Consider the following 18,644-nt stretch of genomic DNA (forward strand, 5'->3'; position numbering starts at 1 on the left):
TGAGAGTCAATCTGGAACTTTCCACAAGAGGTCACAAACGAATTACGGGCTTTTCGCGACGCGGTGAAAGGTTGCTGTGCTCCGGAGCGTAGGGGGATATCCGGTATATAATTCCCTCGATCTCGGTTTCGATCATAACGCCTTCTTCCTTGGCAACGATGGCCATGCGGCGTAAATCGGCTTGCTTGATTGCGGCTCGCTTGGTCATTTTCGTTTCTTAGAACGTCTCTCTTCCAAGAGGGCACGGAAATCCACGATAGTCAGGGGCGAACTGTGAGGCACACGCCTTGAAGATGCGGGCTGCTGCTCAGTAGCTCTATCCGTTTTCCGTTGGTTCTTGAGCGCTTCGATATCTGCCGGATCGTAGCGCCGGATTTTCCGTGTACCTCGGCCAACATTCACAAAGGGGATTTCCCCATCCTCGGAAAGATTGATCAGATGACGGACCGATATGGCCAAAGCCTCCGCGGCTTGCTTTATTGTAAGCAACGGCATGGGCGCCATTCCATTCTGATTTAGCGGCGGCGTTTTCTGTTTCGCCACTCTTCCAAAGTCGTCCCGCCGTACGCGATGTCCGGATCAACGGATGGGGACGATTTCAAGTCATCGGTTGACGGATAGACCCGAAAAATTCTGCCTGTAGTGTCCTGCATCTCAATCGGCACGTTATGGCGCTTTGCTGCCTTTGCCATTCTATCCAGATCGGCAAGACGTAGTCCGGTTGCTTTTGAAGTTGGCATCAACATTCACCTCTGCTGCTGCCCGCGCCGCAAGTTCGACAGGGTGACTCGCGCGAGTGGGTCAAGTCGCTCTACCAACTTCTCGCCGGGTTCTGAAGCGATTTCAACGTCACGCGACTCGAAAGCCTCCACTTCGCTCTGCTTGATGCGATAAAGCTTCCCGCCCAGCCTGAATGCTTTTAACTCGCCGGACTTGATCAGATGCCGGACATGCTTTTCGGAACACTCCCAGCGCTTCGCTAATGTGGCAGGTGAGAAGATGCCTTCCATTGTTCCCTCCGTTTGGATGGATGAACGATGGCGATTTAACTCCATGATATCGGCAATTCGACGGCGACGCGTGACTGTCACGTAACAGGTCACAGCGTCACGTGACGTAACAAAAGCGTTACGCGTAACGTTATTGTAACGCCTACGAAACGTTTCAGCGTCTGAAAGGCGTCTTATTCAGACGGTTTAAGACGATTGAGAATAGGCGAGGGCGACTCGTTTTTGCCTGTTCCATGTTGCATGGCATGTCGCGTCCAGTAGCCGCGACTCAGTTTAAGTCATTGTAATTGCTTGCACTTAGTTGTAACACAATGCGACATGGATTTTAAGGAAACCGGCACCGCCGAAACACTCAATATATTGATATTATTGAGATTTTTATGGTGCCCCCAGAGAGACTCGAACTCCCGACCCCCTGATTACAAATCAGGTGCTCTACCAACTGAGCTATAAGGGCACTTGCGCCCGATTAGCACAAATGCAGCGCGTGTAAAACGAAAATTCATCGCTAGCAGGTCATGGCAACCGGGTTTTTCATGTGATAGCCAATAGCGGGTTGGGGAAACAGTGGCAAACTTGTCAGAGTTGGCCAGATTCGGGACTGTAAATATGGAAGATAAATCGCTCGCGCTGCATTTTCTGTCGTCGGGAACCGAAGAATCACTTGTCGCCCAAAAAGAACTCGTTGCCCGCTACGGTCATGTGGCTGCTGAAGATGCCGATATCATCGTTGCACTTGGCGGCGATGGAACCATGCTTCAGGCGCTTCGCGATTTCATGAACAGCGGTACGCCGATCTATGGCATGAATCGCGGCTCTGTCGGCTTCCTGATGAACGAGTTCAGCGTGGATGACCTGCCGGAGCGCATTCTGGCCGCGCAGATGGAAACCATTCGCCCGCTTGTCATGGTCGCCGAAACAGAATCCGGCCAATCATTCGAGGCTTTGGCGATCAACGAAGTTTCCCTTTTTCGTCAGTCCTATCAGGCTGCGAAGGTTCGGATAACGATTGACGGCAAGGTGCGTCTGGACGAACTCGTCTGCGATGGTGTGATGGTCGCGACGCCTGCAGGTTCCACCGCCTACAATCTTTCAGCACAAGGCCCCATTCTTCCGCTTGAAGCGCCGCTTCTGGCGCTCACCCCGGTGAGTCCCTTCCGTCCGCGCCGTTGGGGTGGGGCGCTATTGCCGAAGCACGTAACCGTTCGCATGGATTTGTTGGAAACCGAAAAACGCCCGGTCAATGCGGTCGCGGACAATAATGAGGTCAAATCGGTCAGGGCTGTTACCGTGCGGGAAGCACCGAACAGCCAGGTGGCCATCCTCTTTGATCGAAATCATTCCTGGGACGAGCGCATCCTGACAGAACAGTTCAGGCATTAGTTTCAGCGTATAAGTGGCGCGTAATTCAGCTTCGCAAATGCTCTTTGGCTTTTGATAATTTGAGTAAATTTGTTCAAGTTCCGCATTGATTTCGATTGTCGCAACACAATTGAAGCAATTTGATATCTTTCGATGGTATTTTGGTTGACTTTTGCACGCTGTGGACGTACGCGATGCTGCAAGAAAACGCATATTGCGTTGCAGACGCCTTATTCTGCCTTCGTTCCTGCGCCCGATGACGCGGCTGCAATGACAGGATGGGTGGAAATCATTTCCAAACCAAGAGAGCTGCGCCTCCATTGACGACATTTGCCGAACTCGGTCTTTCCCCGAAAGTGCTCGCTGCTGTAGAAGCGGCGGGATATTCTGCGCCCACACCCATTCAGGCAGGAGCCATTCCTCCAGCCCTTGAACGCAAGGACGTTCTCGGTATCGCGCAGACGGGAACCGGAAAGACCGCGTCTTTCGTGCTTCCGATGCTCACGCTTCTGGAAAAGGGTCGGGCGCGGGCGCGCATGCCGCGTACGCTCATTCTGGAGCCGACCCGCGAACTCGCAGCGCAGGTCGAGGAGAACTTCACCAAATACGGCGTCAATCATCGGCTGAACGTGGCCCTTCTGATTGGCGGCGTGTCGTTCGATGAACAGGAGCGCAAGCTGGAACGCGGTGCCGATGTTCTCATCGCGACACCCGGTCGCCTGCTCGATCATTTCGAGCGTGGCAAGCTGCTCCTGACCGGTGTTGAAATTCTCGTCATCGACGAAGCAGACCGTATGCTCGATATGGGCTTCATCCCGGACATCGAACGCATCTGCAAGCTCATTCCGTTTACGCGTCAGACCCTGTTCTTCTCGGCCACCATGCCGCCGGAAATCACCAAGCTGACCGAACAGTTCCTGCATTCGCCAACGCGCGTTGAAGTTGCAAAGGCTTCGTCTACGGCCAAAACCGTGACCCAACGCCTGGTGAAATCCAGCAAGAAGGATTGGGACAAGCGCGCGGTTCTGCGCGATCTCGTCCGTGCGGAAGGCGATACGCTCAAGAACGCGATCATCTTCTGTAATCGCAAGAAAGACGTATCCGAACTGTTCCGCTCGCTGACACGACACGAGTTCAACGCTGGTGCCTTGCATGGCGATATGGATCAGCGCGCGCGCATGACCATGTTGGCGAACTTCAAGGAAGGCAAACTGCAGCTGCTGGTGGCTTCCGATGTTGCCGCGCGCGGTCTCGACATTCCCGATGTGAGCCACGTTTTCAATTTCGACGTTCCGATTCACTCGGAAGACTATGTTCACCGCATCGGCCGCACCGGTCGCGCGGGGCGTTCTGGCAAGGCATTCACCATTGTGACGCCTTCCGATACAAAATATCTTGCAGCCATCGAAAACATGATCGGCGAGAAGATCGAATGGCTCGATGGTGATCTGTCCACCCTGCCAGCCTCTGATGAGGCAGACGATCCGCGCAAGAGCAAGAATGCACGCGGCAAAGGCAAGGATGCCAAGGGCAAGGACAAGCCGAAAGACAAGGCAAAGGCGAAGCCTGCCGAAGTTCTCGATCTTGCCGAACAGCCGCAACCAATCATCGAAGCCAGTGAGCGCCGTGATGCGATCCGCGCTTCCAATGACGAACGCCGCGGCAAGCCGCAGCACGAACAGAAACGCCGTCGCGATCGTGACGATGACGGCCCGACGCCTGTTGGTTTCGGCAGCGACATTCCGGCCTTCATGCTGATTCCGACCGGAATCTGACCGAAGCAGTAAAGAAATGAATCAATCGGCTGCGAGGCTAGCGCTTCGCAGCCGATTTCTTTTTGGACCTGGTTTTTTCGCTTCGTAGCGCTGCATCATAGGCAAGGCGCGCCCAATGCGTCATCACTTCCGGATCGTCGAAAGCTTCACTTGGCACGCTCCAGTAAGGCATGGCGATTGGATCACCGCCCTTGCGACCTTCATAGGTCCATTGGGTGGCGCCTGCGTCAATGAAATCCGGGATGGTTACTTCGTCAGCCTTGAAGAGCAACTCGTCGCGAACGACGAGTGCAAAGATCAGGCCCTGATGATAAATGCCCTTGCCGCCAAACATGCGGCGGATGCTGATGGGGCCGAAGTCCTGCAACAGATCGCGAAGAGCTTCGTCATCCATTAGCTGACGGACCTTGTCTTGAGTTAGGCTGCGCCCTGCATCTGGCGGAGGCTTTCCGGGGAGGCCGCTTTGATTTCGACGGATTCGCCGCAGCCGCAAGCTGATGTCTGGTTCGGGTTGTTGAAGACAAAACCCGTCCGCAGCGTCGTTACTTCAAAATCCATCTGGGTGCCGAGCAGGAAAAGAACGGCTTCAGGCGCGATGAAGACTCTCGCGTCATCTTTCTCGATCACATCGTCGCCTGCCTTGGCTTCCGTGACGAGATCGATGGTGTATTCCATTCCGGCACAGCCGCCTTTTTTCACACCCACCCGGATACCAAGAGCGCCGTCCCGCGATGCGATGATCTCGCGAACGCGATCAGCTGCCTTGTCAGTTAGCGTCATGACTGCGAAACGGCCCATTTTCTCTCTTCCGGTATCGTGCTGGCATATGGACGGAGAATCGTCCAATCATGTCGCAACAGGCTGAGTTTCCTCTGCGCCTGCCACGTTTTCACTATAGTTAGTGTTGTAACATCATTACTGCAATACACCAAATCGGGAGCGCCCTCGACGCGTTCCGCAAAAACTTTGCTAGAAAGAGGAGAAGCGAATGTCGAATGACCGGATGAAACCTCTGATGCTGGCTGCTGTAATCGGCCTTCTGGGCACGGGGCTTGCAGGTATTTCGGCTGACAGCGCTTTTGCGCAAAATCCGCCGAAGGCTGCGCCCGAAGAAACGCCGAGAAACGTTCAGGAAAAGCATGACAACGCTTCCAAGCCTGTGGAGGAAACCAAGCCTTCCGAGCAGACGCAGGATGCTGCCGGAGGCGTGACAGTTCCGGATTATCGCGACGATCGCTCGACGCCACATGCCCTGATCGAATCCTATTACAATGCGATCAATCGCAAGGAATATACCCGAGCCTACGGTTATTATTCCGAGGAAGGGCGTGAGCCGGATTTCAAGACCTTTGTAAAAGGCTATGAGAATACCAAGAGCGTGAAAGTCGCGCTGCGCAAGACTGATCCCGATCCAGGCGCCGGACAGATCTACTGGAGCCAGCCACTGGCCATCGAAGCCGAAACGGCGGATGGCAAGAAGGAAGTCTTTACAGGCTGCTACACGATTCACCTCACAAATCCGGCCATGCAGGAAGAGCCGCCGTTCAAGCCGATGCAGATCATGACAGGGTCTTTGACCAAGTCACCCCTTGAACTGGAAAAGAGCGTGCCGGAGACCTGCGAAGCGCCATAAGAAGAATGGCAGTATAGCCCTTGACCTTACCACGATGGGAAGCCCCATCTTATGTTCAGTCCTGAAAGGAGTGACTGAGTTGATGAAGTTTTCCATTCCCAAGATGAAGTGCGGCGGTTGCGCCGATAGCGTTACCGTCGCACTGCGCAAGCTCGATGCAATCGCACCAATTGAAATCGATCTCGACAAGAAAGAGGTCGAATTCGGCGGCAAGGTTTCGCAGGATGCCGTTCTTTCCGCACTGGCTGAGGCCGGTTATCCGGCATCGAACGCTCAATAATGTGATTTGAGGGGCGCTTGTTTCAAAGTGCTGCGAACGGTAGAGCCCATCCCGAAAAGCGTAAAACGGTTTCGGGCAGGCTGTGTGTCAAAACGGGCGCCGAGATGCCGGGGCGCGGAAAGCTTTCCGGCATCTTCATATCCAGATGCCGACAACTGTAGTGGGTATCAGTGAGCATAAATGCCGCAAATGCTGTGTTTCATTGACTGGACCCCCGATTTTTGCCACATCAACGGCAAATCTCGTTTATGGTGCTCTTTGTGCGTCCAAAAGGATGCACGGCGCTCCAATGGCATGAAACATCGCATTCCGCGACAAGGAAGGGTTTAGGGCTATGGCAGCCGATTTCCAGGATCTTCGCACAAAGATGGTTGACAACCAGATCCGTACGACGGACGTAACCGATCTGGCGGTTATCGATGCTTTCCTGACCGTTCCGCGCGAGGCTTTTGTTCCCGCAGCCCGTCAGGTTCTCGCCTATATCGATGAAGACCAGCTTCTGGAAAGCGAAGGCAAGCAGCCTCGCTACCTTATGGAACCTTCGCCATTCGCCAAGCTCGTGCAGCTCGCCCGTATCAAGAACACCGACGTGGTTCTCGATGTCGGCTGCGGCACCGGATATTCGGCAGCCATCCTCTCCAAGCTTGCTGGCTCTGTGATCGGTCTGGAAAGTGATTCCGTATTGTCGGCTGCTGCGACTGCCCGTCTCGCTGAATTCGGCTATGACAATGTTGTGATCGTTTCAGGCGAACTGCAGGCAGGCTATCCGTCGGAAGCGCCTTACGATGTGATCGTCATTGAAGGCGCTGTCGATTTCGTTCCGGACGCACTTCTCAGCCAGTTGAAAGACGGCGGACGCCTCGTTGCCGTTGAAGGCCGGGGGAACGCCGGAGTTGCGCGGATTTACGTTAAAGAAAATGGTGTTGCATCGGGACGCGGTGTGTTCAACACTGCGGTTCGTCCACTGCCGGGATTCGAGCGCGTTCCGCAGTTCGAATTTTAATTTTAGTGGATGATACAATTCTGCAACGCTGCGGAATTTGTTTGTGCAAGCTCTGGCGGGGGCAATGGAAATAACCGAATTTAGAGGTTATTAGGATTTGCCCGAACCGATCGGTTCGATAGTTGGATTCGTTTGTTCTTAATATGAGGTACCCGGTGTTCAAAACGTGCAAAGGACTGGTAGCGGCCGCAGCATTGTTGTCTGGCACCATTTTAACGGGGCAGGCGGCGTTCTCGGAGACGTTAACCGGCGCTCTCGTGAAGGCCTACAAGAACAATGCTAACCTGAACTACTCCCGCGCAGGTGTCCGCGTCACGGATGAAGGCGTGGCCATTGCCAAGTCCGGTTATCGTCCGCAGATTACCGGTTCTTATAACGTAGGGCGTGGCAAGACACCTTCAAGTCAGGGTTATCGCACGACAGGCACGTTCGGCATCGAGCTGAACCAGATGCTGTTCGATGGGTTTCAAACCAAGAACAATGTCGCCGCCGCAGAAACACAGGTCTTCGCCCAGCGCGAAAATCTCCGCAACGAAGAGCAGAACAGACTCTATGAGGCGGTAACAGCCTATATGGATGTCTATCAGGCTCGCCAGATCGCTGTTCTGCGTGAACGCAACCTTGCAGCCCTGAACGAACAGGTTCGTGCGGCTCGCGCCCGTCTCGATGTGGGCGAAGGTACGCGTACCGACGTTGCGCAGGCAGATGCCAGCCGTTCGACTGCCGTAGCGGCGTTGAATTCCGCACGTGCGGATGTCAAGTCGGCAGAAGCAACCTATGTGCAGGTTATCGGCGTTCAGCCGGACAAGCTTGCGACCGCAGCCGCAGCCAAGAACCTGCCGAGCTCGCCAAATCAGGCTTTCTCCATTGCGACTGCCGGACACCCGGGCATTCTTGCGACCCAATATGCCGTTAATGCCGCTGGATATAACGTGAAGGCCAAGGAGGGCGCTCTGCTTCCGTCCGTCGGCCTTACGGCAAGCGCCAGCCACCTTGATACTTATTCCGGCGAGGGCGGCTCGCAGACCGATGGCAACTCGGCGTCCATCGGCGTCGGCGTCAGTATCCCAATCTATACCGGTGGCCGTAGTTCGGCTCAGGTTCGCCAGTCCAAGGAACAGCTCGGTCAGGCACGTATCGAAGTCGACGTCGTTCGCGATCAGGTTCGTCAGGCTATCGGCTCCGCATGGTCGCAGCTTGAAGCTGCCCGCGCATCGGTCAAGGCAAATCGTGACGGCATTTCCGCCGCACAGCTTGCTCTTGATGGCGTCATTGAAGAGCGCAAGGTTGGACAGCGCACGACGTTGGACGTCTTGAATTCGCAAAACGATCTGATCAATGCTCAGATCGCTCTGGTCGAATCCGAGCGTAACGTTATTGTCGCCAGCTATGCTCTTCTCAATGCGACCGGTCGCATGACTGCCAGCCAGATGGGCTTGCAGGTCGCTCAGTACAAGCCGGAAGAGCATTACGAAGCCGTCAAGGACAAGTGGTTTGGTCTGCGCACGCCGGACGGTCGGTGATTGCTTGCAAGCATAGTGAGAATTGAAAAGGCACCTTCGGGTGCCTTTTTGTTTGCTGCGATTCGATTTTGCAGCGCCCGCAATTCTTAACAAATCCATAAAGCTGTGAGTTTGATCCAGCTTGCCTTGGCCGGGGATTCTCAAACAGAGGATCGTCCGCTACCTTTAATCCATTGATTCTCTGTCTTTTGCAGACAATGTCGCAATACAGGAAAGCGGATAGTAGCCATGGCACAGACATCCAGCGCAGCACGTGAACCGTCGATGGAGGAGATTCTCGCTTCCATCCGCAGGATCATTGAAGATAGTGATGTCACTCGCCAGCCAGCGCCGGTGGCAACGGCCTCTCCGGCTCGTGGAGAGGTTGCGGAGTTCCGTCGTCCAGTCACCGAGCAGCCCGTTGCACAGCCGGAAAAGCCTGCAATGATGCGCAACGTATTCCAGGACGAACCGACATTGCGCGGCCCGATTGGCGAACCGGCGCAGGCAGCGCCAGAGCCTGAAATCGAAGCCGATGACGAGGATGAAGTTGTTCTCAATGCCGAGAATGACGATCATTCTCACGCCAAGGCCACGCAGTCTTTGGAACTGCCTGCAGAGGCGGACATATCTCTGGAAGAAATCGACCTTTCCGTTGAGGCGGAAATTGCCGAAGCAGTCGACGCCTTGCTCGAACCGGAACTCGATGCGGACATGGAGCAGGAACCTGCAGCTCTTGCCGAGCAGGAAACCTCGGTTCGGCCCGAGGCGGTAGCGCCAGTTACTGAGCCCGCTGCAAAGATGCAGCCTGCTGCTCATATGCTGTCGCAGATTGCCGAACGTCAGGTAGCTGCCGCATTTCAGGATTTGAACCATGTGGTTCGGGCCGAGCCACGCCGTTCGTTCGACGATATCGCTACGGAACTGTTACGTCCGATGCTGCAGGACTGGCTCGACAATAATCTGCCGACGCTTGTTGAGCGGCTTGTCCGGGAAGAAATCGAACGTGTGGTGCGTGGCGAGCGATAAACGGTATCAAGCCGATCCATTGAAATATTACCCGCCTGTGCAGCAGGCGGGTTTTCACTTTTAAAGTGACCGAAAGTGGCGCTGTCACTTTTAAAGTGATTTGTCTGCTGTTAGTTGCTATTGAGCCTTCAATCCATTCATCGCGCATAAAGACCGGATAATTCCATGCTTGAGAAGACCTATGACGCCGCGGCGATAGAGCCGAAAATTGCTGAACGCTGGGAAGAAGCGGGTGCATTCAAGGCGGGTGCAGGCGCGAAGCCGGGAGCCGATCCGTTCGCAGTGGTCATTCCTCCGCCGAACGTTACCGGATCGCTGCATATGGGCCACGCGCTCAACAACACGATCCAGGACATTATGGTTCGCTTCGAGCGTATGCGCGGCAAGAACGTGCTGTGGCAGCCCGGCATGGACCATGCGGGCATTGCAACGCAGATGGTTGTCGAACGGCAGCTGGCCGAACGGCAGGAGCCAAACCGCCATACCATGGGCCGCGAGAAGTTCATTGAGCGCGTCTGGCAGTGGAAGGCCGAATCCGGCGGCATGATTTCCAACCAGCTGCGCCGTCTTGGTGCCTCCTGCGACTGGTCACGCGAGCGCTTCACCATGGATGAAGGACTGTCGCGCGCGGTTCTGGAAGTTTTTGTCTCGCTCTACAAGCAAGGTCTCATCTATCGCGACAAGCGTCTGGTCAACTGGGACCCGAAGTTGCTGACGGCAATTTCCGACATCGAAGTCGAGTCGCGCGAAATGAAAGGTAATCTCTGGCATTTCCGTTACCCGCTTGAGAACGTTCCATTCGATCCAGAGAACCCGCATACCTACATCGTCGTTGCGACGACGCGCCCGGAAACCATGCTGGGCGATACCGGCGTTGCGGTTAATCCGAAGGACGAGCGTTACCACGCCCTGGTTGGCAACGATGTCGTGCTGCCGCTTGTCGGTCGCCATATCCCGATTGTTGCAGACGATTACGCTGATCCGGAAGCCGGTTCCGGCGCTGTCAAGATCACGCCCGCGCACGATTTCAACGATTTCGAAGTGGGCAAGCGGAATGAGCTGCGCGCTATCAACATTCTGACGACGAATGCGTCGATCACGATCAAGGACAATGTTGATTTCCTCGAAGGGCTGCAGCTGACACCGGAATTGAAGGCGCTGATCCACGAACTCGAAGGGCAGGACCGCTTCGCAGCCCGCAAGCGCATCGTCGAGCTGATGGACGAGCGCGGCTATCTGGAAAAGATCGAGGATCACACGCACGCCGTCCCACATGGTGATCGCGGCGGCGTTCCGATCGAGCCTTATCTGACTGACCAGTGGTATGTAAACGCTGGCGAACTGGCCAAGCCAGCAATGGCGGCGGTGCGCGAGGGCAAGACAAAGATCGTCCCGACGAATTGGGAAAAGACCTATTTTGACTGGATGGAAAACATTCAGCCATGGGCGGTTTCACGCCAGCTCTGGTGGGGACATCAGATACCGGCCTGGTACGGTCCGGATGGTCAGTATTTTGTCGAAAAGAGCGAAGAGGAAGCGAAAGCCGCCGCACGCGCTCACTATGGCGAAGACGTTGCACTTGAGCGCGATACTGACGTTCTCGATACGTGGTTCTCGTCGGCGCTTTGGCCGTTTTCGACGCTCGGCTGGCCGGACAAGACGCCGGAACTCGCAACCTATTATCCAACCAGTGTTCTGGTTACGGGTTTCGACATTCTGTTCTTCTGGGTTGCCCGCATGATGATGATGGGCCTCCATTTCATGGACGAAATCCCGTTCCATACGGTTTATCTGCATGCTCTCGTTCGTGACAAGCACGGCGCGAAGATGTCGAAGTCGAAAGGCAATGTCATCGATCCGCTCGAGCTGATGGATGAATACGGTGCTGATGCGCTGCGGTTCACTCTTGCCATCATGGCCGCTCAGGGCCGTGACGTTAAGCTCGACCCGGCGCGTATTGCCGGCTATCGCAATTTCGGCACCAAGCTCTGGAACGCAACGCGCTTTGCCCAGATGAATGGCGTGAAGCTTGATGCCGGTTTCAAGCCGGAAAACGCCAAGCTTGCCGTCAATCGCTGGATTCTGACGGAACTGACCAAGGCAACGCAAGCCGTGACGGAAGGCATCGACACCTACCGCTTCAATGAAGCTGCGGGTGCTGCCTATCGTTTCGTGTGGAACCAGTTCTGCGATTGGTATCTGGAGCTGCTGAAGCCGATTTTCATGGGTGACGATGAAGCTGCGAAGGCAGAAGCACAAGCCACGGCAGCCTATTGTCTGGATCAGGTTTATAAGCTTCTGCATCCGTTCATGCCTTTCATGACCGAAGAGCTTTGGACCCTGACTGCAGGTGAGGGACAGAAACGCGATACGGTACTGGCGCTTGCTGCCTGGCCGGAACTGTCGTTTGAGGACGAGGAAGCCGCGGCTGACATCAACTGGCTCGTTGATCTCGTCACCGGCATTCGTTCTGTCCGTGCGGAAATGAATGTGCCCGCCGGTGCGATTGCCCCGGTTGTCGTGCTGGATGCCAACGCGACAAGCGTAGAACGTTTCGCCCGTCACGATGCTGCCATCAAGCGCCTTGCCCGCGTGGAGAGTGTCTCGTTCGAGGCACAGGCCCCCAAGGGCTCAGCCCAGATGCTGCTTGGTGAGGCGACAATCTGCATCCCGCTAGGCAATCTGATTGACCTCAAGGCTGAAGCAGCACGTCTCGCCAAGGAAGCCGGCAAGATTGCCGCTGAAATGGATCGTATCGAGAAGAAGCTCTCCAACGAAAAATTCGTTGCGAACGCGCGTGAGGAAGTCGTTGAGGCAGAGCGTGAGCGGTTGGCTGAGCTGAAGGAATCGGCGCAGCGTGTAGCAACTGCTGAATCACGCATCCGTGATGCGGGCTGATTTGACCTGACGTCAGAAAACGATTCCCTATCGAATCAAACGCCCGGCAGTGCATTTCACTGTCGGGCGTTTTTTATGCGGCTGGACAGAGTTTGGACCCGTTTCAAGGGTTGGACCGGTAGATCGAACTCTGGTTTCGATTGTTTTCGACCAATGTTGCGCTTTCGCAACAAGGCAAAAAAGAGGCGGAAAATTGGCAGATTTGGGCCTGTTTTGTCATGTGTCGGGCGATTTTTGCTAATGAAGTGGCACGATATTTGATGTTTTAGCCATTTTTGACGAATGCTCCGAAAGTACGATGATGCTAATCCAAATTAATGCGACTTGCGGCCTGAATCCTTCCTGATTTACGTTTCCGTCAACGTTAATACCGTTGCTGTTTGGGAGGACATTATGAGTGTACAGCGCGTGAAAATGGCAGGAATGGTCGCAGCTCTCCTCGGAAGCGCGGTTGCTGCCAATGCAGGCGGCTTTGAGCGTAGCTCGCAGGATTTCGATATTCTCTTCGAAAAGGGCAATGCCGTCGAAGCTGGCGGAACCTATGTGGCGCCACAGCGTAAGCTGAAGAATATCCGTGGCTCGCGGGTAGGTGCGGCCACCGGCGGTATCAATCCGATCACGCGACAGCCTTATGAAACCAGCGTCGATGAAGCAAAGAGTTATTGGGTTCCCAAGGCTTCGGCAAAGTTCGACCTGACCGACGACCTTGCCTGTGCGGCGCAGTATCGTCAGCCTTGGGGAATTCACACCGACGTTGGCGTTGATACGGTTCGTATGTTCACTGCCATCGATCAGAAGATTTCTTCGAACGATTACGGCGTAAACTGCTCGTATCGTTTTGCAGCTGGCGAGAAAAGCTATTTCCGTATCCTCGGCGGTGTGAGCTATCAGGAGCTCAAAGGCGAGCAGACCAAGATGATACCTCCTGGCTCTGCATTCGGTGGCACCTTCCGTATCGGTTCCCTGGATGTTGAGGATGAGGCAGTGGGCTGGCGTCTCGGTGCTGCCTATGAAATTCCAGAATATGCGATGCGCGCGACGTTGGTTTATCAGTCCAAGCTCAAGTATAATCTTGAAGGCACGATTGACAATCTGGCGATTGTCGGCGGTCGTGGTATTCCGATCAATGTTGAAAGCGATGTTGATACACCACAGTCGGTTGAATTCAAGTTCCAGACCGGTATCGCTCCGGACTGGCTTGCTTTTGGCTCGGTCAAGTGGACAGATTGGTCATCCATAACACAGGTGGATTTCAACGCATCTGACAACAATGTCACTCGCAAAGGCACCACGATCACCAGTCTGAACCTGTATTATCAGGACGGCTGGACGGTTAGCGGCGGCGTCGGCCACAAGTTTAATGATCAATGGTCGGTGGCCGGTACTGTTACCTGGGATCGCGGAACCAGCACAGGCTTGACCTCGCAGACCGACGTCTGGCTGTTTGGCCTTGGTACCAACTACAAGCCTAATGAACAGTTTGAAGTTCGTCTGGCGGGTGCCGCCGGTTGGCTGTCTTCGGGTGAACTCGACGATACGGTTGTCAACGGTAAGCCAAACCTAACTGGTTCCAAGGGCGAGTTCGGTAACGACTTCGTCGGTGGTCTTTCGCTCACTGCAAAGGTCAAGTTCTAAGCTTGATGCGTGACAAACGAAAAGCCCGGCAATGCCGGGCTTTTTTGTTGAGGATCGTTTGTCTCAGGGCTGTTCCAGCCGCGCAAGCAATGAAGATGTGTCCCAGCGGCTGCCACCGATCTTCTGCACTTCCTTATAGAACTGGTCCACGAGGGCGGTCACAGGCAGAAGTGCTCCATTGCGGTCAGCTTCCTCAAGGCAGATGCCAAGGTCTTTGCGCATCCAGTCGACGGCAAAGCCGAAATCATATTTGCCCTGGTTCATGGTGCCGGACCGGTTTTCCATCTGCCAGGAGCCAGCCGCGCCTTTCGAGATCACCGAGAACAGTTTTTCGATATCGAGACCAGCTTTCTTGCCGAAATGGATACCTTCGGCCAGTCCCTGAACGAGACCAGCAATGCAGATCTGGTTGACCATCTTGGCAAGCTGGCCCGAGCCGACCGGTCCCATGAGGCCGACCATACGCGCATAAGCATCGATAACTGGCCGGGCACGCTCGAAAACGGCTTCCGGCGCGCGACCATTACCGTGAGAACGCCGTTCTCGGCACCGGCCTGACCACCGGAGACGGGGGCGTCGATGAAATGAAAGCCGCGCTTCTGTGCTTCGATATCCAATTCACGAGCAACCTCCGCAGAGGCTGTTGTGTTGTCGATGAAGATCGCGTCCTTCTTCATGGTTGAGAAGGCGCCATCCGGGCCGATGGTCACGGAACGAAGGTCATCATCGTTACCGACACAGGCAAAAACAAAATCTGCATCGCGCACGGCTTCGGCAGGTGTCGCGGCAAAGTTACCCCCGAATTCCTTGGCCCATTTTTCGGCTTTTGCCGTCGTGCGGTTATAGACCGTGACGTCGTGACCGCCCTTGTTCTTGAGGTGAGCTGCCATGGGATAACCCATGACGCCCAGGCCCAGAAAGGCGACTTTAGCGGATGTCGTCATTCGTTCATTCCTCTGGATAATTCTAGAAATCAGGTGAGAGGCGTCATAACGGCCGCCTGATAGGCCGGACGCTGTTTGAGGCGGCCATACCAGTCTTCAAGGTGCGGAAGAGAGGGACGCTCAATCGGAAACTCAAACCAGGCATAGGCGTAGCATCCGGTGGGAATATCACCGATACCGAAGTTCTCGCCCGAGAACCAGGGAGCTTCCTTCAAGCCCTCATTGGCAATTTGCATTGATTGCGCAAGGCCCTGAAGACCTTGTTCCAGAATGGCTGGATCGCGCTCAGCTTCCGGCAGCCGGATCAGATGCTTCATGACGTTGCTGAAATTGGTGTAGAAGGATGCGGAAGCCCAATCCATCCATTTTTCGGCCTGCGCGCGCTTGGCTGGATCTTCGATCCACAGCGTGCCTTTGCCGTAAGCTGCCGCGAGATACCGCGTGATGGTATTGGATTCCCACAGCACTGTGTCGCCGTCTTCCAGCAAGGGGATCAGCCCATTCGGATTGCGTGCGAGGTAAGCTGGATCTTTCAATCCACCGAACTGGCCACCGACATTGATCTGTTCATAGTCGAGATTGAGTTCGCGCGCTGTCCAGAGCGCCTTCTTCACATTCGTGGAATTGATACGACCCCAGATTTTCAGCATGACTCAACCTGTTACCTTACTGTTGGAAGCTGTATTCTAAACAGAACGCCCCCGGAAGCTGCAAGGCTGCCGGGGGCGATATTTTGGTTTTATGCCGGTTTAGTGATCTCTAACGAATGAGATGGCGGGTCAGCCTTCGTTCGAGGAAATCCCAAACGTGCCGCAGGCATTCGACGATAAGCAGATAAATGACTGCAGCCCAGAGATAAGTCTGGAAATCGAATGTCCGCGAATAGGCACGGCGCGTTTCACCCATCAGGTCAAGCACGGTGATGATAGCTACAATGGCCGAACCCTTGATCATCAGGATGATTTCGTTGCCGTAAGGACGCAACGCCACGATGAGCGCCTGCGGAAGAATGACCTTCCAGAACGTCACACGCTTCGAAATGCCAAGCGCCGCAGCGCCTTCCCATTGGCCCAGCGCCACGCTCTGGATAGCGCCGCGCAGGATTTCAGCCTGGTAGGCTGCCGTGTTGAGCGAAAACGCCAGAATGGCGCAATTCCACGCATCGCGGAAAAACACCCAGAGCCCGATGCTTTCCAGAAAAGGACGGAAGGTGCCGAAGCCATAATAGATAAGGAATGTCTGCGCCAGCAGCGGCGTGCCGCGGAAGAAATAGACATAGCCGAAAGCAATTCCGCGCAGCCAGCGATTGTTGGACATGCGCGCGGCCGTGATCGGTAGCGAGAGCAGGGCGCCTATGACAATCGATACGGCAACCAGTTTCAGCGTTATCAGAAGCCCGGACCAGTAGCGTGGCCCATAGGTTTCAAACAGATCGATACGCCATGCATTGTAGAGATAGATCGCAAGGCCAGCGAAAAGAAGGAACCAGAAGGCAACGATGATATGGCCGGCAACGCGCATCCGCGTCCATTGCTTGACCACGGGTGGCGGAGCCATCGCGGGAATTGTCGTAGTGGAAACAGTCTGGCTCATATCATGCACCTCGCGACCGGTTGGCGCCCGCATCAGCCCAGCGGGCAATGCGATTGATGAAGTAGGACGAGATGATTGCGAGAACCAGATAGAGCAGGCAGGCTATGCCGAAGAACAGAAATGGTTCCTTGGTCACGCGTGCCGCGATGGAGGTTTGCCGCAGAATATCGGACAATGTGATGACCGAAACCAGCGACGTATCCTTGAGCAGCACCAGCCAAAGATTGGCAAGGCCGGGCAGGGCGATGCGGATCAGCTGCGGCAGGATGACCTTGCGCATGGTCTGCCAGTGCGACAGGCCAACTGCATAACCGCCTTCATACTGCCCGCGCGGAATTGCGCGAAACGCCGAAAGGAAGACTTCGCTCGAATAGGACGAGAAGACGAAGCCCAGCGCAACCATACCGGCGCCGAACGCATTGATTTCCACATTCGCTTCGATGCCGAACAGACTGAGAAGCCGTTGCAACCCGAGAGAGGCGCCGAAATAAACGAGAAAGAGGGTTAGAAGCTCAGGCAAACCACGAAAGATAGTCGTGTAAATGTTTGAAGCGAGCCGGATCGATGGTTCGGTGGACTGCTTGCCGATAGCAACTAGAAATCCGAGTGCGAGACCAACGGGGAGTGTTGCGAGAGCCAGCGAGACGGTTACCAGAAGCCCCCAGGCAATACTGGCACCCCATCCGTCGGGGCCGAAACTCAACAAAGTGGCGTAGTGTTCCATGCGCCTATTCTTTTTCCTAAAGGCATTTGCCTATGTTTTTATCGCCTGCGAGGTTTTTGCCCGGCAAGGCTTGTACGGCATGCCCATACAAATGTTTTGCGCCGATTTGCGGAAAGCAAACCGGCGCATAGGTGTCAATTTTGATTAATTTTCGGCGCCATAAGCATCGAAGTCGAAGTACTTGTCGTTGACTTCCTTGTATTTGCCGTTTGCGCGGATCGCCTTGATGGCTGCGTTGAATTTTTCAACCAGCTCCGGACGGCCCTTCTTGAAGGCAACGCCAGCGCCCGGACCGTGGATCTCGATAACCGGCGGGAAAGTGCCGACCATCTTGCAGCAGGCGCCATCCGGCGACTTCAGCCATTCGGCCAGTGTCACGCTATCGTCGTTGACGGCGTCGAGACGGCCATTGGCGAGATCAAGACGGTATTCCTCAGCAGTCGGATAGGCCTTGATCGTGCTGTCGGTAAAAGTCTTTTCCGAGTAATTGGAGTGTGTGGTGGAAACCTGAACGCCAATGGTCTTGCCAGCGAGGTCTTCCTTGGTCACACCCTTGATGTCGGTATCCTTGGGAGCTGCGATGCCGGGAGGCGTGTTGTAATATTTGTTGGAGAAGTCGACCTGCTTCTTGCGCTCGTCCGTGATGGACATGGAGGCGATGAAGGCGTCGAACTTGCCAGCCTGAAGGGCAGGAATAGCGCCGTCCCATTCCTGGGTGACGAATTCGCACTGCGCTTTCATTTCTTCGCAGAGCGCCTTGGCGATATCGACGTCGAAGCCCGAGAGGGTGCCGTCTGGCTTGATGAAGTTGAATGGAGGATAGGCGCCTTCGGTGCCGATCTTGAGCTTGAGTGGCTCTTCTGCATTTGCAACACCGGCAGTCATGCTACCGATCGTAATTGCCAGCGCAGCAACAGATGCCGCGGCGGCGATACGCTTCAATACGCGCATTTTCAGTCCTCTCGTTTTGTTCTGGCTGGTTCCCTGATTATTTCTTCTGGTTCAGCCGCTTAAGGGGTAGTCACGACCGTGAAACTTTAAATTGCACGTTTGGTAGCGGATTCCCCCCCGGCCACTACCAATAGATGGTTGAGCCGATCATGCGCAATATTTTTTCGCGCTTCCGTCCCCACCATCAGATCTGCAAACGATATTCCCACCATTTTGAGACGATTGGCAAGATGGTCTGCGTAATTAAATTGTGTGTCCAAGGGGGGAATTCCTCGGCGTTTTCTGCATGCCTTCACCGGAAAGCG

General features: G+C 54.9%; 18 protein-coding genes, 1 tRNA gene and 1 pseudogene. 9 read left to right on the forward strand and 11 right to left on the reverse strand.

Translation table 11 applies throughout. The annotated features are described in order from the left end of the window. Positions 1 to 31 precede the first annotated feature (31 nt). The 4 genes from LJ361_RS05640 to LJ361_RS05650 form a co-directional block, all read right to left on the reverse strand. Entirely contained in the window at positions 32 to 208 is a 177-nt protein-coding gene (locus LJ361_RS05640) for a hypothetical protein (RefSeq protein WP_264812947.1), read from the reverse strand. Beyond that, positions 205 to 504 carry a helix-turn-helix domain-containing protein gene (locus LJ361_RS23570; protein ID WP_413775051.1) on the reverse strand — a complete coding sequence of 100 codons (300 nt, stop codon included), beginning with the start codon at positions 502 to 504 and terminating at the stop codon, positions 205 to 207. The genes LJ361_RS05640 and LJ361_RS23570 overlap by 4 nt, the downstream gene beginning before the upstream one ends. 242 nt (positions 505 to 746) lie before the next feature. Continuing rightward, on the reverse strand, positions 747 to 1,010 hold the full coding sequence (locus LJ361_RS05645; RefSeq protein WP_264812948.1) for a helix-turn-helix domain-containing protein: 264 nt from the start codon (positions 1,008 to 1,010) through the stop codon (positions 747 to 749). A gap of 381 nt (positions 1,011 to 1,391) precedes the next feature. Further along, a tRNA-Thr gene (locus tag LJ361_RS05650) sits at positions 1,392 to 1,467 on the reverse strand. A 152-nt stretch (positions 1,468 to 1,619) separates the two neighbouring features. On the opposite strand from LJ361_RS05650, the gene LJ361_RS05655 reads away from it, so the two are divergent. Continuing rightward, on the forward strand, positions 1,620 to 2,393 hold the full coding sequence (locus LJ361_RS05655) for an NAD kinase (RefSeq protein ID WP_036583970.1): 774 nt from the start codon (positions 1,620 to 1,622) through the stop codon (positions 2,391 to 2,393). Positions 2,394 to 2,692: 299 nt separating this feature from the next. After that, the gene (locus LJ361_RS05660; RefSeq protein WP_264812949.1) at positions 2,693 to 4,147 is read left to right on the forward strand and encodes a DEAD/DEAH box helicase; all 1,455 of its coding nucleotides are present in this window, start codon (positions 2,693 to 2,695) and stop codon (positions 4,145 to 4,147) included. A 37-nt stretch (positions 4,148 to 4,184) separates the two neighbouring features. Here the strand turns inward: LJ361_RS05660 and LJ361_RS05665 are convergent, their stop codons facing one another. Together LJ361_RS05665 and sufA are read right to left on the reverse strand one after the other, a co-directional pair. Beyond that, positions 4,185 to 4,541: a TfoX/Sxy family protein gene (locus LJ361_RS05665; RefSeq protein ID WP_105529033.1), complete on the reverse strand. Its 357-nt coding sequence runs from the start codon at positions 4,539 to 4,541 to the stop codon at positions 4,185 to 4,187. A gap of 23 nt (positions 4,542 to 4,564) precedes the next feature. Continuing rightward, on the reverse strand, positions 4,565 to 4,945 hold the full coding sequence (gene sufA, locus LJ361_RS05670; protein ID WP_010661292.1) for a Fe-S cluster assembly scaffold SufA: 381 nt from the start codon (positions 4,943 to 4,945) through the stop codon (positions 4,565 to 4,567). A 190-nt stretch (positions 4,946 to 5,135) separates the two neighbouring features. Between sufA and LJ361_RS05675 the strand changes: the two genes are divergently transcribed. The 7 genes from LJ361_RS05675 to LJ361_RS05705 all read left to right on the forward strand — a co-directional run bounded on the left by LJ361_RS05675 (position 5,136) and on the right by LJ361_RS05705 (position 14,127). Next, on the forward strand, positions 5,136 to 5,780 hold the full coding sequence (locus LJ361_RS05675; protein WP_264812951.1) for a hypothetical protein: 645 nt from the start codon (positions 5,136 to 5,138) through the stop codon (positions 5,778 to 5,780). Positions 5,781 to 5,859: 79 nt separating this feature from the next. Continuing rightward, positions 5,860 to 6,060 (forward strand): heavy-metal-associated domain-containing protein, encoded by a 201-nt coding sequence (locus LJ361_RS05680; protein ID WP_105529034.1) that lies wholly within the window; start codon positions 5,860 to 5,862, stop codon positions 6,058 to 6,060. 334 nt (positions 6,061 to 6,394) lie between these two features. After that, the gene (locus LJ361_RS05685; RefSeq protein WP_010661295.1) at positions 6,395 to 7,063 is read left to right on the forward strand and encodes a protein-L-isoaspartate O-methyltransferase family protein; all 669 of its coding nucleotides are present in this window, start codon (positions 6,395 to 6,397) and stop codon (positions 7,061 to 7,063) included. A gap of 143 nt (positions 7,064 to 7,206) precedes the next feature. Beyond that, positions 7,207 to 8,586: a TolC family outer membrane protein gene (locus LJ361_RS05690; RefSeq protein WP_010661296.1), complete on the forward strand. Its 1,380-nt coding sequence runs from the start codon at positions 7,207 to 7,209 to the stop codon at positions 8,584 to 8,586. Positions 8,587 to 8,814: 228 nt separating this feature from the next. After that, positions 8,815 to 9,594, forward strand: coding sequence for a PopZ family protein (locus LJ361_RS05695; protein WP_105529035.1), 780 nt, complete (start codon positions 8,815 to 8,817; stop codon positions 9,592 to 9,594). A 165-nt stretch (positions 9,595 to 9,759) separates the two neighbouring features. Beyond that, on the forward strand, positions 9,760 to 12,492 hold the full coding sequence (locus LJ361_RS05700) for a valine--tRNA ligase (RefSeq protein WP_105529036.1): 2,733 nt from the start codon (positions 9,760 to 9,762) through the stop codon (positions 12,490 to 12,492). A 393-nt stretch (positions 12,493 to 12,885) separates the two neighbouring features. Continuing rightward, positions 12,886 to 14,127 (forward strand): OmpP1/FadL family transporter, encoded by a 1,242-nt coding sequence (locus LJ361_RS05705; protein ID WP_105529037.1) that lies wholly within the window; start codon positions 12,886 to 12,888, stop codon positions 14,125 to 14,127. Between the two features lie 63 nt (positions 14,128 to 14,190). On the opposite strand, the pseudogene LJ361_RS05710 reads toward LJ361_RS05705, so the two are convergent. The 5 genes and pseudogenes from LJ361_RS05710 to LJ361_RS05730 all read right to left on the reverse strand — a co-directional run bounded on the left by LJ361_RS05710 (position 14,191) and on the right by LJ361_RS05730 (position 18,339). After that, a pseudogene (locus LJ361_RS05710) lies at positions 14,191 to 15,071 on the reverse strand (NAD(P)-dependent oxidoreductase). 29 nt (positions 15,072 to 15,100) lie between these two features. Then, complete coding sequence (locus LJ361_RS05715) at positions 15,101 to 15,721, reverse strand: glutathione S-transferase family protein (protein WP_012092117.1); 621 nt, start codon at positions 15,719 to 15,721, stop codon at positions 15,101 to 15,103. 109 nt (positions 15,722 to 15,830) lie between these two features. After that, positions 15,831 to 16,664 carry an ABC transporter permease gene (locus LJ361_RS05720; RefSeq protein WP_029376257.1) on the reverse strand — a complete coding sequence of 278 codons (834 nt, stop codon included), beginning with the start codon at positions 16,662 to 16,664 and terminating at the stop codon, positions 15,831 to 15,833. A gap of 1 nt (position 16,665) precedes the next feature. Then, positions 16,666 to 17,388, reverse strand: coding sequence for an ABC transporter permease (locus LJ361_RS05725; protein WP_010661303.1), 723 nt, complete (start codon positions 17,386 to 17,388; stop codon positions 16,666 to 16,668). Positions 17,389 to 17,532: 144 nt separating this feature from the next. Next, positions 17,533 to 18,339, reverse strand: a complete 807-nt coding sequence (locus LJ361_RS05730; RefSeq protein ID WP_010661304.1) for an ABC transporter substrate-binding protein — start codon at positions 18,337 to 18,339, stop codon at positions 17,533 to 17,535. Positions 18,340 to 18,644 lie beyond the last annotated feature (305 nt).

Source organism: Brucella sp. JSBI001 (assembly GCF_026014005.1).
Taxonomy (GTDB): Bacteria; Pseudomonadota; Alphaproteobacteria; order Rhizobiales; family Rhizobiaceae; genus Brucella; species Brucella anthropi.